At 47.2% G+C, this 15,407-nt stretch carries 12 protein-coding genes; 7 read left to right on the top strand and 5 right to left on the bottom strand.

Annotated features, from left to right (window positions below):
- Positions 1–133: 133 nt before the first annotated feature.
- The 3 genes from IQ257_RS01845 to IQ257_RS01855 all read left to right on the top strand — a co-directional run bounded on the left by IQ257_RS01845 (position 134) and on the right by IQ257_RS01855 (position 1,408).
- On the top strand, positions 134–739 hold the full coding sequence (locus IQ257_RS01845) for a Uma2 family endonuclease (protein ID WP_193875056.1): 606 nt from the start codon (positions 134–136) through the stop codon (positions 737–739).
- 116 nt (positions 740–855) lie between these two features.
- Positions 856–1,104, top strand: coding sequence for a DUF4160 domain-containing protein (locus tag IQ257_RS01850; RefSeq protein WP_193875055.1), 249 nt, complete (start codon positions 856–858; stop codon positions 1,102–1,104).
- A gap of 19 nt (positions 1,105–1,123) precedes the next feature.
- Complete coding sequence (locus IQ257_RS01855) at positions 1,124–1,408, top strand: DUF2442 domain-containing protein (RefSeq protein WP_193875083.1); 285 nt, start codon at positions 1,124–1,126, stop codon at positions 1,406–1,408.
- A gap of 166 nt (positions 1,409–1,574) precedes the next feature.
- On the opposite strand, the gene IQ257_RS01860 is transcribed toward IQ257_RS01855, so the two are convergent.
- From IQ257_RS01860 to IQ257_RS01870, 3 genes are all read right to left on the bottom strand, one after another.
- Positions 1,575–2,531: a polyprenyl synthetase family protein gene (locus IQ257_RS01860; RefSeq protein ID WP_193875054.1), complete on the bottom strand. Its 957-nt coding sequence runs from the start codon at positions 2,529–2,531 to the stop codon at positions 1,575–1,577.
- 78 nt (positions 2,532–2,609) lie between these two features.
- Entirely contained in the window at positions 2,610–3,008 is a 399-nt protein-coding gene (locus tag IQ257_RS01865) for a hypothetical protein (RefSeq protein WP_193875053.1), read from the bottom strand.
- Positions 3,009–3,015: 7 nt separating this feature from the next.
- Entirely contained in the window at positions 3,016–4,953 is a 1,938-nt protein-coding gene (locus tag IQ257_RS01870; RefSeq protein ID WP_193875052.1) for an eCIS core domain-containing protein, read from the bottom strand.
- Between the two features lie 221 nt (positions 4,954–5,174).
- Here IQ257_RS01870 and IQ257_RS01875 point away from each other — a divergent pair, with 221 nt between their 5' ends.
- Positions 5,175–7,271: an ATP-binding protein gene (locus tag IQ257_RS01875; protein WP_193875051.1), complete on the top strand. Its 2,097-nt coding sequence runs from the start codon at positions 5,175–5,177 to the stop codon at positions 7,269–7,271.
- 14 nt (positions 7,272–7,285) lie between these two features.
- Here the strand turns inward: IQ257_RS01875 and IQ257_RS01880 are convergent, their stop codons facing one another.
- The gene (locus IQ257_RS01880) at positions 7,286–7,915 is read right to left on the bottom strand and encodes a HEAT repeat domain-containing protein (RefSeq protein ID WP_193875050.1); all 630 of its coding nucleotides are present in this window, start codon (positions 7,913–7,915) and stop codon (positions 7,286–7,288) included.
- A gap of 40 nt (positions 7,916–7,955) precedes the next feature.
- Positions 7,956–8,816 (bottom strand): HEAT repeat domain-containing protein, encoded by an 861-nt coding sequence (locus tag IQ257_RS01885; protein ID WP_193875081.1) that lies wholly within the window; start codon positions 8,814–8,816, stop codon positions 7,956–7,958.
- A 268-nt stretch (positions 8,817–9,084) separates the two neighbouring features.
- On the opposite strand from IQ257_RS01885, the gene IQ257_RS01890 reads away from it, so the two are divergent.
- The 3 genes from IQ257_RS01890 to IQ257_RS01900 all read left to right on the top strand — a co-directional run bounded on the left by IQ257_RS01890 (position 9,085) and on the right by IQ257_RS01900 (position 15,407).
- Positions 9,085–13,773, top strand: a complete 4,689-nt coding sequence (locus IQ257_RS01890) for a response regulator (protein WP_193875049.1) — start codon at positions 9,085–9,087, stop codon at positions 13,771–13,773.
- A 70-nt stretch (positions 13,774–13,843) separates the two neighbouring features.
- A complete protein-coding gene (locus tag IQ257_RS01895) occupies positions 13,844–14,701 on the top strand; it encodes a CheR family methyltransferase (protein ID WP_193875047.1) in 858 nt (285 codons plus the stop codon).
- A 46-nt stretch (positions 14,702–14,747) separates the two neighbouring features.
- Positions 14,748–15,407 (top strand): chemotaxis protein CheB, encoded by a 660-nt coding sequence (locus IQ257_RS01900; protein WP_193875078.1) that lies wholly within the window; start codon positions 14,748–14,750, stop codon positions 15,405–15,407.

The raw sequence follows: 15,407 nt of genomic DNA on the forward strand, positions 1-15,407 counted from the left end.
ACTTGCTCATTGCAGGTGCAGGATGGGATAGCTGGTGTTGCTGTATCGTAACAAGCGCGATCGCCTCTGCTTACAGAAACCTGTTGTACCCTGTAGAAGGATTCGGTACGATAGGGCGAAGCGAAGTGAGCTTATGACTTATACTCCATCAAGATTCCTGACTTTTGAGGAATTTCTGCATCAGTACGGTGACAACCCACGCTACGAACTTGCTGATGGAGAACTCATTGATATGGAACCTACAGGGCATCACGAAGCGGTTGGGGGGAAGCTGGCAACAAAAATTAGTGTTGAGATTGAGCGGCAGAACTTGCCTTGGCTGATTCCTAGAACTTGCATCGTTAGTCCTTTTGCCAATGAAGCCACTGCGCGTCGTCCTGATGTTGTCATCCTTGATGAAGCGGTGCTATCAAACGAACCCCTTTGGAGTCGAGAACCTGTGATTACGCTGGGGCGTTCGATCAAGTTAGTCGTTGAGGTTGTTAGCACTAACTGGGAAACGGATTATGCTCGTAAAGTCGAGGAGTATGCTCTATTCGGTATTCCTGAATATTGGATTGTGGATTACAAAGGACTCGGTGGGATTGAGTTTATCGGTAGGCCAAAGCAGCCAACGTTTACAGTTTGTAGGCTTGTGGGTGAGGATTATCAAAAACAACGGTATCGGCTGGGAGAAGCGATTGTCTCAGAGCTTTTGCCAGAGTTGTGTTTGCAGCTAGATGATGTGATGCCTCGGTAGGCAATAGTAGACTAGCGATTGTCAGTTATGTTGGTGCGTTCTCCGTTAACATACCCCACAAGATCGGCGATCGCACTTTGATAAAATAAAGGAATTCAGTATTTCTTAAATGTTGTATGCCAGAGGTTGCACGGTTTTATGGAATTGTAATTAAGGTGTTCTTTGGCGATCACCCTCCACCTCATTTTCATGCAATTTATGGTGAGTACAATGCGTTAGTCAGTATTGAGTCACTTGAGATTATTGAGGGAGACTTACCAAGTCGTGCACAAAAATTAGTTTTGGAGTGGGCAACTTTGTACCAGCAAGATTTATTGCAAATGTGGAATAGTCAGGAGTTTCGTAAATTACCTCCTTTAAAGTAAGTTTAGGTTTATGAGCAGCATGAAGTATCCTCAAATCCATAAAGCTAGAGCGCTAGATGACACAACTCTAGTCATTGAATTTACCAATGGAGAGGTGAAAAAATATGATATTCGTCATCTTTTAGAAACTCCAATGTTTTCTCCACTTCGACAACCTGCTTTTTTCAGGAACTTTAAAGTCGAGCCAGGTGGTTATGCAATCGTGTGGAACGAAGAGATTGATATTAGCGAGTATGAGCTTTGGAAAAATGGTGTGATATTGGAAAGCAAAGATTTAGCTGGCGATCGCATTCAGTCGCTTTAGCGGGAACGCCCTTCAAACTCCACCATCCGAGAAAAATCAGCGATCGCACTGCTTCATCAAGACGAGTTAGAGTTGGGAGTTACGGTTAAGGGGAATGTGACAACGTTTGGTGAGTATTGCTCTGAGTAGGTAATCGCAACCCTCCTTCGGAAAGAGAACATCTGCACTAAGCCTTGTCACTTTCTGACTGTTGCAATAATAAATCGATGTCTCCGAACATCCCGGTTATGTAAGATTCAAGGACTTCTCTTCCCTCAGCGTTGGGACAAATTTTGATGGCTTCTAATGCTTGCTCCCGTTCTTTTAGAGCCGCCCATAGCAAGAAACTTTTTGTATCAATATTGTCTAATATTTCTTTAATTCTTTCGGCATGATTAGCAATTTTATTGTCTGTCATTAGGGACAAGAGTTCATCGCGTTCTGGGTGATGAAATTGTAACCCATAGAGCAAAGGAAGAGTAATTTTTCCCTGTTTTAAGTCAGTTATGCCATCAGGTTGCCAAATGGAGTCCATATCATTAAGGATTTGTACAGCCATACCTGAATGATGCCCATAAACACCACAAGCCTGAATTAAACTAGAACTGTCAGTCCCAGCCATTGCTCCAGTTGCACAAGCGGTAGCATAGGCGCTGCCAGTTTTCATTTCTATGGTTTTCCAATAGTCTTCGATGGTTTTCGTGACTCCAGCCAGATCACGATCTTGGCCTGCGGCGATACAAAAGTAAGTATCGATGCATGTTTGGCTAATTCTATGGAATGTAGAAGGAGGAAGAGGCGCTTGACTTAAAATTTTAAAACAAAGAATATGCACAGATGAAGCATAGTTCCAAGCTCTAGAGAATCCGACTTTCTCCCACAACTGATCGGGTCTGTCTTGATCTTGTAGTTCGTCAAAAATACGTAAGCAAACTGCAAAGGCTAACATCGCAGCTGTTACATGGATAGCATCTTTTGGATCGCCATTTACAGCCTTACAAGCTGCCAGAGGTAATGCTGTCTCCAGGGGTACTGGTTCCTCAAATAGCTCGGCTAAGACTCCCCCAAGTTCGTGCCAACAAATTGGTAGGGAATCTTGAAGAATCTGTCTAATATCCGGATAAAGTGATTTCAGCCAATTCACTTGAAAAAAATTAAAGCAATTTTTAGAGGTTGATCGCTCAAGATCGAGTTATTGACATTTTATTCGCATCACTGAAGATTATTCATCAGGCCAGGGGAAAACTAACTTAGTTTCACCAACCTCTAAACAGCCGATATGCTCAAGAATTGAAGCATACTCTTTATCAGTTGGCGAATAGGTCAAAAATGTTTGACCTGAAGCACCATCTTCGGTCTCTGCCCAAAGCTGAAGTATGATTGAGCCATCTTCCTGCATGGTTGCCTGACCGATAGGTTGTTGAGTATTTTCTGTTTGCTCAACCGATTTAGTATTTTCTTTTTTCACTGTCTGCTCCCTTACACCTTTAAATATTTTTGAAATACCAATAGCCGTCATGTCGGAGCGAATATTCAAGGCAAACACCAGATTGTGCTTAAGTGATTCTGATATGAGTGGGAATTCCAAAGAATCTATCAGACTCAAGTGTTGAGTGGTCAAGACATCCTCATTTTGAGTCAGAGATGAATGGGTTCCCTGCCCAATAAGCATGAAGGTTGGGATATAAAGTAGCATCATTAGGATCTTTTCCATAAAACCTTGCAAAGCTTTCCGCATAAGTTTCTTCTACTCCTGCTGCACCAGCTTGATTTTCATAGCCACTCAGTTTGGCTTTATCTTGATTACGTGCTGCCAGAAACTGCGGGTCGTTCTCACCCCCGCTTGCAGAACCCAACGTACCGCCAACTGCATGACCAACCTCATGAAGCACTAGATTATGGCTACCATGACCATCACCAGACGGTGGAATACGTCCGTTTCGAGTCGCAATGATTACACGATTACTATTGGGATCATATAGACCTGGCACACTATCCCAGGTTGCACCTGGCGGCCATCCACGAGGTTGAACTCCTTTGAGATCTGTCCGGATCTCGGTCACTGAGTTTCGACAGACCACTACTTTAATACCTTTATTTTTGAGAGCATTAAGTGCAGGTAAGGGCATCTTAATTAATTCTGCAACAACGAGTTGTTTGTCTCCAGCGTCAGCCGTCCCACCAATCTCAACTAAGGATTCGGCAACTTTTTTGAGCGCTACTGTAGGATCTACAGTTGGTTGGGATTTTTCCGCTGCCTTTTTGATCTTTTCTTTCTTTTGTCCACTACAGCCACATCCTCGACGAAGAGCTTGTGATTTGTCTGTTTGAACCACTTCTACAGCGTTTGGCTGTTCGAGAAGTTGATACTGGGATGCTCTGATCTGTTGCGGAGGATTAGCCTGCTGGAAGCTAGATATCTCTTTTCGATAAACAGATGAGTTATGATTTGCATCTTCAGTTAGGGACTGAAGATGGCTCAACACAGGACTTCTGGACACCTCACCCGCAAGAACAGGAATGGGGTGAAAAGTCTTTTGGGTATTTGTTGGCGTTGTCTGCCTATCTAGTCTTGTTGCAGAGCTTGGGTGAGTTCTTCGCTGAACTTTATCGCTATTCTGCTGCACCACATGAGTCAACTCATGCGCCGTCAACTCATTATTCCCCGGCGACTTCCCCGCCCCAAAATAAACATCACTCCCATGAGCAAACGCCTGAGCGCCCAACTCCCGGTTCATCTGCACCGCTTCAGAACCCGTATGCACCCGCACTCCACTAAAATCAGCACCAAAGCGCGGCTCCATAAACGATCGCACGTCCTCTGATAAAGCCGAACCCCCACCCGAAGATGCATTCAAACGACTTTCTAAATCCCCAGGCGTTTCATTCCCACCCGCTTGAAATGCCCGTTGCACCAACGCTTGCATTTGCACCTGCTCATCCACTTGCCTCTGCACCACAGGTGTAATTGACTGCGCCAATGACAACCTCTGAACTGGGTTGTCCTCTGCGGTAAAACGCTGCACTTGGGTCGAACTATTTGGCATCGACATTACCTGCGCCGCTACCCGATCCGCTTCCTGCTCATACACATCTCCGGGCGCTCCTACTGTTAACTTAGCCTGAATCCCACTCGCCGCCAAGGACATATCATCAACATCTTTCCCCTCTGCGACAGATTCCTCAAGCTGTTCAGATGCACAATCAGCACATTGCCGTTGAATCGGGTGTTCTTGTAACATTCCCGAAACCGTTCCCATTTGGGGAGTGGGTGTCTGTATTGTCGGTTTCACTACATCAGCAACAGAAATCCCACCTGAGTCTGACTGAGGCTGCACCCTTTGCGTTTCTGCCTGTTCCTGCTCCTTCGCTTCCAGACTTCGCATCACATTCGCCATTATTCCATCGGATGCGCCTCTGGAGTAATTGGGCATTTCCGACTGCTGGGAAGATTTGTTCTCCCGCTTGGGTTGGATAGCTTTACTCCCAGCAGCAAGGCTTTTACTCTTCTTCTGTACAGATGCCGGAGTCCAGGAGGAACTTTTCTTTTGCAGGGGTTTATACATGATGAAGCCTCAGTTGTCTGATGAGTTGCCGATTGCCTCAAGAATTCTAGGGAATTTTCCCACAAGCCAATACCTACCCGTCGCTAGGAAACCTGAGCGCTAATGAATCGAGACTTCTTGAGAGGTGGCTAAAGTATAAACTATTTTTTTCTAACTTAGATCAAACCGAAATATGCCTTAACATAGAAGCCATCAAATTCTAGATACTTAAGCAGCCACCTATGGATACTCCCGCACCAACCAACTGGTATACCGCTAATTTTCACTATTTGCAGACAGCCGTCAATCAAGTCCGTCAGGTATTAGAAGATACTATTAATCGCCGCCAAAATCAGCCCAGTCCGTTCAGATTTGAAAGAACCTTAGCGCCAGACGCCTTAGCCATTCTACAAAATACTCCCTCAGCCTTAGATCAACTCTGCACACTCTTTAACCTTTCCCACTTTGAGCGCCATATCCTCTTACTCTGTGTCGGCATGGAATTAGATGATGAGTTTGAAGAATTGTGTATCAAAGTTCACGGCAATTCAGAACGAAATTATCCGACTCTTGGTTTAGCTTTATCTACTTTCAACGATGCTCATTTCAGTATTCTATCCTCCCAATCTCCTTTACACCGTTGGGGACTGATTGAAATTGTAGAAGGACAAACCCTAACTCACTCTCCTCTACGAATTAATCGGCGTATTCTTTGTTATCTATTAGGCGAACATTCCTTAGATGATGAATTAGCGGGCATCCTCCAACCCGTGCCACCCTTACCCCCAACCTCTCTCCCTCCTTCTTACCAAAAATTGTCGGATCAACTCATCTCCACTTGGTCTCAAAAAACACCAACCTCTACATTTCCCATCGTGCAACTCTGTGGTGCAGAATTAGCCGCCAAGTATACGATTTCATCGGCTAGCTGTAGTGCTTTTGGTTTACGTCTGAATTTACTCTCAGCTTCCCGACTTCCTATCAATCCCAATGAACTTTATCAATTAAAACAGCGGTGTTTACGCGAATCATTTTTAACCAACAGCGCCCTTTTACTAACCTGCGATGAAGTGAACCAAGCAGATGGTATGCGAGAGTCTACTATCGCTCAATTCATTGAAGACTTAAATCTGCCCTTAATCCTCAGCACTCAGGAACGACAGCCGCAACGCCAACGTCCGATGATTACCTTGGATGTGGGTCAACTTTCTCACAACGAACAAAAGGCTATTTGGGAATCTTACCTGGGTTCAACTGCTTCAGAACTGAATGGGCAAATTGATGTACTAGTCTCCCAATTCAACCTTAGCCCCTCGGCGATTCAAGCTGCTTGTTTATCGTTTAAAAGTATAGAATATATACCAACAGAAGTAGAAAAGCCAAAAGAGATAGAACTGGAGAAACCCTCCCCATCCTCAACCCGCACTCGTAAATCTAAAACTCCAATCTCAAAAACTCAACTACAGAGTCCACTATCTCCAATTCAAACTCACTTGTGGGATTTTTGTCGTGTCCAAGCCCGTCCCCGTTTAGATGATTTAGCTCAACGTATTGAAGCGATGGCTACGTGGGAGGACTTAATTCTGCCAGAGCAACAAAAAAATATTCTCCAGGATATTTCCGCTCACGTTCGACAACGGGCTAAAGTTTACCAAGAGTGGGGATTTGCAGGCAAAGGAGGTCGAGGATTAGGCGTCAGCGCCCTCTTTTCTGGACAAAGTGGTACTGGAAAAACAATGGCAGCCGAAGTGCTAGCCAAAGAATTACGATTAGATCTGTATCGCATTGATTTGAGTGCTGTTGTTAGCAAATATATCGGCGAGACAGAAAAAAATCTGCGGCGAATCTTTGATGCAGCGGAAACGGGGGGTGCAATTTTACTCTTTGATGAAGCGGATGCTTTATTTGGTAAACGGACTCAAGTGAAAGACTCTCATGACCGTCATGCTAATGTGGAAGTTAGCTATTTACTCCAACGGATGGAAGCGTATCAAGGGTTGGCTATTTTAACAACAAATCTTAAAGACTCTTTAGATCAAGCCTTTTTGCGTCGCATCCGTTTTGCTATTACATTTCCGTTTCCCGATGCCGCCGCACGCAGCCAAATCTGGCAGCGCATTTTTCCCAAGGAAACCCCTACTCAAAAGATAGATATGAAAAAATTGGGTAATCTCAATGTTGCTGGGGGAAATATCCGCAATATCGCCTTAAATGCGGCGTTTTTAGCAGCGGAAGCGGGAGAACCTGTGATGATGAAACATCTGTTTCAATCGGCTAAAACTGAATGTGCCAAGTTAGAAAGACTCCTCACAAATGTTGAAATCAGAGGTTGGGTTTAGGAATTGTGGATGAATTAAGGAAGTTGCCCCAAAGCTAGCCGCACACGAGTACACACGGCTAAATCGGACTCCCGATCCAGCATCGTCTGGTAATGAGTCATAATTTGCGAGAAAAACTCTGGCTGAATTACAGCAGTTGCCAGTGCTTGCAATCCCGCTACAGAAGCATAGCGCACTACCCATTCCGGGTCTTGGCTCGTTAATCGTAAGGTATTGAGCGATCGCTCTTGGGCAGATTGAATTTCCTCAGCAGGCAGTTGAAACCAATGCAGATTGCCCAACCCTTGAGCAGCAGCTCGACGAACGCTCAAGGCAAAATCTGTTTCTGCGGCGACTAGTAATGTTTCCAAAGCTCTAGGATCAGCAATTTTGGCTAAAGCCCGAATTGCCCACGCTCTGCCCCCATAGTTATACCCATCTAGTTGGTGGAGCAAGGGCAGTACGGCAACATCTCCCAACTGTACCAACCCGTCTACCGCAGCGACGGCAGCACCAGGATTGTTGTAGCTGAGGACGGCAATTAAGGTGGAAATCCCCGCTTCCAAACGGGCATTGGCTAGCGATCGCACAGCGGCAACTAAGCTAGAGGCAGAATCAGCTTGTTCAACGGCTTGGATGAGGGTTTGTCCTTTGTCATTAGTCATTAGAACAAATTCTTTCACAGTAGAAACTAAGGATTGGGAATTACAGTAAATTGTCCATTAATGTCATAAGGTGGGTAGCTGCATCAGACACTTCCGAAGATTCTGTGGAGTTATTTTTGACTTCATGCTCTAGAAGCCCTTTGAGAGCAATGAGTTTTAGGCTATTTTCTGCCAGGGTTTCAGCGATCGCATCCGCTGCATTCAAATAAGCGATCGCTCCTAAATCGGCTAGCGCTGCCCGCCGCAGTTGCAACTTTTGACCTTTTAGGGCTGTTATTAAGCGATCGCCATAGACCCGATCTTGAGTAAGCTGGTACATAGCTCGGAAGGTGGCATACTGGACTAACTCAATCGGGTGCTCTAAGAAGGGGGCAATTAAATCGATAGCTTCGGTAGCGCCTAGAGTGCCTAGGGCTTCAATCACGGCATTGTAGGGTTGGGTTAGGTGAGGGGAACCGGGTATAGGCAAGGCTGCTGCCAAGCCACCGTCTAGAAGGCTCATCAGCTTAGGAATGCAGGTAGAATCCCCCAACTTTCCCAAAGATTGAGCGGCTGCTTCCCGAACATAAAAATCCGGGCAATCCAGACAATCAATCAACGGCTGCACCGCTCTAGAATCTCCCAGTTTGCCTAATGCCCTCGCTGCATTTCTGCGCAGGGGATATCCTCCCGATTCCGTTTGATCCGCCTCTTCGGCTAGTGCCGCAATTAACGCTTCAATCGCTACTGATTCCCGGACTCGAAACTTACCGAGCCACCAAGCGGCGTAATAACAAAGACTTAAGTCTTCCCGTTGCTGTAGATTAGCGATCGCCTGTTCTACGGTTAAAGACTCAGAACCCGCAGAGGCTTGCTCTGCCGACGATCCAGATTTTAAATTTTGTTCAGCGCCAGACACCATTAAAGACACGTAAAGACACGCAAACAGGATAAAAGGTGAGAGTTTTTGGCTCCCTACTTTTGTTTACCATTGTGCCATAGGAGGGGTCGATTCTGAACTTCTCAACTCCTGCATTCTTCTGAGTTTTTCTCCCAATGTCAGCCTCGCGAATGATGCCGATCCAACTCCTACAATGTGACGCTAAAGTAAGTATCCTAGTGCAATATTGCAGAAATAACTAACATCTCCCCTGCTCATCTGCACCCTTACGCCCCTTAATCCTAAGGTCATGCCAACTGCACAGATAGCTAACGATAATACCGATAATTTAGACCTCAAACAGCTCCTAAAAACCCTAATAGCGGTCAAAAAAGGTGATTTTTCCGGTCGTATGCCCATCGATCGGACGGGTATCGCTGGGAAAATCGCGGATACACTCAACGACATTATCGAACTCAACCAGCAGACAACTCAGGAGTTAGAGCGGGTAGCGACGGTGGTGGGGAAAGACGGTAAACTTAACCAACGTGCCTCCCTCAACGGTGCTAGCGGTGGCTGGGCATCAGGTATTGAGTCAGTCAATACCCTGATCACCGATTTAGTCCAACCGACAGCAGAAACCGCACGGGTGATCCGAGCCGTAGCCAAAGGCGACTTATCCCAAAAAATTGCCACAGAGATTGATGGCAGACCCCTCAAAGGAGAGTTTCTGGCTACCGCCCAAGTGGTTAATACAATGGTCGATCAGTTGGGTGCCTTTGGCTCAGAAGTGACGCGGGTTGCCCGTCAAGTCGGCACAGAAGGCAGGTTGGGCGTTCAGGCAGAGGTTCCAGGGGTAGCAGGAACCTGGAAAGATTTGACCGATAGTGTCAACTCTATGGCAGGCAATCTCACCGCTCAAGTGCGCAATATTGCCGACGTGACAACCGCCGTTGCCAAAGGCGACCTTTCCAAAAAGATTACCGTTGAAGTCAAAGGCGAGATTTTAGAACTCAAAAACACCGTCAATACGATGGTGGATCAACTCAACTCCTTTGCCTCAGAAGTGACGCGGGTAGCCCGAGAAGTTGGCACCGAAGGCAAGTTGGGCGCTCAAGCCGATGTCAAAGGTGTGGCAGGCACTTGGCGAGATTTAACGGGGGCAGTCAATACTATGGCTGACAACCTGACAGGACAGGTACGCAACATTTCAGAAGTGGCAACCGCCATTGCCAACGGCAACCTCTCCAAAAAAATTACCGTCCCAGTACAAGGAGAAATTCTAGAACTCAAAACCACCATCAACACCATGGTGGAGCAACTTTCCTCCTTTGCCTCAGAAGTGACGCGGGTAGCGCGGGAAGTTGGCACCGAAGGCAAATTGGGCGCTCAAGCGGAAGTGCGGGGTGTAGCAGGCACCTGGAAAGACTTAACCGACAACGTTAACTTGATGGCAGGCAACCTCACTGCCCAAATGCGCAACATTGCCGAAGTCACCAAAGCCGTTGCCACGGGCGATCTCTCCAAGAAAATTACCGTTGAAGTCAAAGGAGAAATCTGGGAGCTAAAAAATACCATCAATATTATGGTCGATCAGCTCAACTCTTTTGCCTCAGAAGTCACACGGGTAGCGCGAGAAGTCGGCACCGAAGGTAAGTTAGGAGGACAAGCTGAAGTCAAGGGTGCAGCCGGGATTTGGGAAGATTTGACCGATAATGTCAACTCCATGGCAAGCAACTTGACGAATCAGGTGCGCGGCATTGCCAAGGTAGTAACAGCAGTCGCCAATGGGGACTTGAAGCGCAAATTGTCCCTAAATGCCAAGGGGGAAATGCAAGCCCTAGCCGATACGATCAACGAGATGATCGAAACCTTAGCCACCTTCGCCGATCAAGTCACGACAGTGGCACGGGAAGTCGGTATTGAAGGCAAGCTGGGAGGACAAGCGAAAGTGCCGGGGGCGGCTGGCACTTGGCGAGACTTGACGGATAACGTTAATGAACTGGCTGCTAACCTAACTCGACAGGTACGAGCAATAGCAGAAGTTGCCACGGCTGTCACCAAAGGCGATTTAACCCGCTCTATCTCCGTTGAAGCCCAAGGTGAAGTAGCTGGACTCAAAGATAACATCAACCAGATGATCGCTAATCTGCGAGAAACCACTCGTAAGAGTACCGAACAAGACTGGTTGAAAACTAACCTCGCTAAATTTAGTCGCATCCTCCAAGGTCATCGTAGCTTGGAAACCGTCTCCAAACTCATCCTATCGGAGTTGGCTCCCCTAGTCGGAGCCCAACAGGGCGTTTTCTACCTGATGAATTCAGAAGACGATCAATCCGTTTTAAAACTCTTTAGTACCTACGCCTACCGCGAACGCAAGCATCTGGCAAATCGCTTCCACTTGGGTGAAGGCTTAGTCGGACAGTGCGCCTTAGAAAAAGAACGAATTCTGCTTACCGAGGTGCCGAATGACTATATCAAAATCAGCTCTGGTTTAGGAGAAGCCACACCCCTCAACGTGGTTGTCCTCCCCGTCCTGTTTGAAGGACAAGTAACCGCTGTGATCGAACTGGCATCCTTCCAGTATTTTCGAGAGATTCACCTCACCTTCTTTGACCAACTTACCGAAAGTATTGCCATTGTTCTCAACACCATCGCCGCCAACACGCGCACCGAAGAATTGCTCAAGCAGTCCCAGTCTTTGACCCTAGAACTGCAAACCCAGCAAAAAGAACTCACCGAAACCAACCAGCGTTTGGAACAACAAACCCAATCCCTCAAGTCATCGGAGGAACTGCTCAAGAAACAGCAGGAAGAGTTGCAGCAAACTAACGAAGAACTCGAAGAAAAAGCCGAGTTATTCTCCTTGCAAAACAAGGAAGTTGAACGCAAAAACCGCGAGATTGAACAAGCGAGACGGTCATTAGAAGAAAAAGCCGAGCAATTGGCACTCACCTCTAAGTACAAGTCAGAATTTCTGGCAAATATGTCCCACGAGCTGCGGACACCCCTCAATAGTTTACTGATTTTAGCCAGACTGCTGGCGGATAACAGCGAAGGCAACCTGACAGACAAGCAAGTTGAGTACTCCCGTACTATTCATTCCTCCGGCAGCGACTTACTCAACCTAATCAACGACATCCTGGATCTCGCCAAAATTGAATCGGGAACCATGTCCGTCAACCTCGACCATATGCCCTTCACCGAGTTAGAAGGTCAGCTCGAGCGCACCTTCCGTCAAGTTGCACAGAACAAAACCCTTGATTTTGTCGTTGAATTTGACCCTAACCTGCCCCAAACTATCTATACCGACTCCAAACGCTTGCAACAGGTGTTAAAAAACCTGCTCTCCAATGCCTTTAAATTCACTGAAAAAGGACAAGTTAGCTTGCGAGGGCAAGTAGTTCAATCCGGCTGGAGTCCCGACCGACAGCCCTTGAATCACGCGAACACTGTCATCGCCTTTGCCGTCACCGATACAGGCATTGGTATCGAACCCGCCAAACAGAAGGTCATTTTTGAAGCCTTTCAGCAGGCAGATGGCACCACCAGTCGCAAATACGGCGGTACAGGTTTGGGCTTGTCCATCAGCCGGGAAATCGCCGGACTACTGGGCGGCGAAATTCAGCTACTCAGTCATCCCGGTCAAGGCAGCACCTTCACTCTCTACTTACCCCATATTTATCAAAAAGTCAATGAAAAAAGAACAGCAAATAACAATTCTACAGGAAGATTAGCTCCCCCATCTCTCCCATCTCTCCCATCTCTCCCATCTCCCCCATCTCCCCTAGCCGATGACCGAGACACCATCGAAGCGAGCGATCGCGTCCTCCTAATAGTAGAGGATGACATTAACTTCGCTCGTATACTCTTAGATATGGCACGTGCCCAAGGGTTCAAGGGTATCGCTGCCTTAGAAGGCGATACAGGTCTGGCAATGGCACAGCAATTTCAGCCTGATGCCATCACCCTAGATATCCAGTTACCCGTAATGGATGGCTGGACTATCCTCGACCGTTTGAAGCACGACCCGAGTACCCGTCATATCCCCGTGCATATTCTCTCTGTACAAGAAGGAGAGCAACGGGGCTTACAGCAGGGAGCGATCGCTTATCTGCAAAAACCTGCAACCGGCGAGGCACTCACCGAAGCACTCTCAAACATGAAAAACTTTGTCGAGCGCAAGGTGAAAAACCTGCTGGTTGTCGAAGACGATGAAGTGCAGCGCCAGAGCATTGTGGAACTGATCGGCAACGGTGACGTTCAAACCACTGCCGTTGGTACAGGTGCCGAGGTACTCTCAGCACTGCAAGCGGGACACTTTGATTGCCTAGTCTTGGATCTAGGACTGCCGGACATGACGGGTATCGAACTCATTGAGCAGATCAAGCAGCAAGAGAACCTCTCGAAGCTCCCCATTATTGTCTATACCGGTAAGGAGCTTACCCTGCAAGAAGAAACCCAACTCAAGCGTATCTCTGACACGATCATTATCAAAGATGTGCGATCGCCTGAGCGTCTCCTGGATGAAACGGCATTGTTCTTGCACCGAGTCCAAGCCAATTTGCCGCCCACTAAGCAGCAGATTCTGGAACGGCTCCATCAGAATGATCCCGTTCTCGCTGACAAGAAAGCTCTGATTGTTGATGATGATGTACGCAACATCTTTGCCCTAACCAGTATGTTGGAGCGTTATCAAATGGAGGTTGTCTATGCTGAAAACGGTCGAGATGGCTTGCAGTGTTTGCGCAATACTTCCGATATTGCGGTGGTGTTGATGGATATCATGATGCCGGAAATGGATGGCTACGAAACCATGCAGGCTATCCGCACCATGAGTCAGTTTGCTTCGCTGCCCATTATTGCTCTAACGGCGAAAGCGATGAAAGGCGATCGCGAAAAGTGTATTGAAGCTGGAGCCTCTGACTATATCACCAAACCTGTTGATACTGAACAGTTGCTCTCTCTGCTGCGCGTCTGGCTCTACCAATCCCAGTAGAGAATCCCTCAATAAAGTTAAACTTTTGTTAAGTACCCTTGTTAATTTATGAATAAACCCCTGTTCCAATATGCTAGTGCTATCCCCTGACCACAACTACAGCCCCCTAAAAAATGAATTAGAAAAACTAGAGATTCACTTGCTCTTAGAGGGAATGTTCCGTTATTACGGATTTGACTTTCGTGATTATGCTCTAGCATCCCTCAAGCGTCGTATCTGGAACACCATTCGTGACGAAAAGTTGACCACCATATCTGGACTGCAAGAGAAGGTACTTCACGACCCCGCCTGTCTGGAGCGCTTCCTACTCGGTCTATCGGTGAATGTCACCTCTATGTTCCGCGACCCCAGCTTTTATGTTGCCTTCCGTCGCCGAGTCGTACCCCTATTGCGCACCTATCCCTTTATCCGGATCTGGCACGCGGGTTGCTCTACGGGTGAGGAGGTTTACTCAATGGCGATTTTGATGCAAGAAGAAGGATTATACCATCGCTGTCGGATTTATGCAACCGACATGAACGAAATGGTTTTAAAACAAGCCAAAGCTGGTATTTTTCCGTTGGAACTGATGCAGGAGTATACCCAAAACTACCTGCAAGCCGGTGGGAAGCGATCGTTTTCGGAGTATTACACTGCCGCCTATGACCATGCCATTTTTCGCTCGTTTCTGAAAGAAAATATTATCTTTTCACAACACAATTTAGTAACCGATGGCTCATTTAACGAATTTAATGTCATATTTTGCCGCAATGTTCTGATTTATTTCAACCAATCCCTGCAACAGCGTGTTCACACGTTACTCTATGAGAGTCTGAGTCGCTTTGGTGTTTTGGGACTGGGACGCCAAGAGACGCTAAAATTTACTCCCTACGAAAACGATTACGAGGCATTGGATCAGCGTGAAAAGCTCTTCCGCAGAACTAGGTAACGGTCAAGCTGGAAACCTGGAAAGCGAGGGTTTCCAGGTTTCCAGCTTGAACACCCCGACAAGCCAGACGGCAGAGGGTGCGAATGCTCCCTTTAATCTGGTGCTGATTGGTACGTCATTGGGGGGATTACACGCCCTGGAAATTCTGCTTTCGGGTTTCCCCAAAGATTTCCCGTTGCCCGTGGCGATCGCTCAACACCGTCACAAAGACTCGGATGAAACCTTGATTACCTTCTTACAACGTTGGTGTATTCTGCCGTTAAAAGAAGCAGAAGATAAAGAAGCGATCATGCCAGGGCGAGTTTATCTGGCTCCCCCTGACTACCATTTACTGGTGGAAACCGAATCCCATAGCAACGATTGGCAGCAGAAAACAGGTTGCCCCATGCCCCGATTTTCCCTATCAAGTGACCCACCCGTATGCTATGCACGTCCCTCAATTAATGTCCTGTTTGAGTCAGCAGCCGATGCCTGTGGTGAGCGGGCAATTGGGGTGATTTTAACGGGAGCGAGCGCTGATGGTGCTCGTGGGTTGGTGAGTATCAAAGCCCGAGGTGGCTTGGCGGTTGTGCAAGACCCGACAACTGCTGAAAGTGCCACCATGCCAAGGGCGGCGAGGGCGGCTGTTTCGACGGCAAAGATTCTCGCTTTAGAAAATATCGCTCCCTTTTTAACTCACCTTTGTTGCTCCTCCCTAACCTCTTGA

The sequence above is a fragment of the Coleofasciculus sp. LEGE 07092 genome (assembly GCF_015207375.1).
Taxonomy (GTDB): domain Bacteria; phylum Cyanobacteriota; class Cyanobacteriia; order Cyanobacteriales; family Coleofasciculaceae; genus LEGE-07092.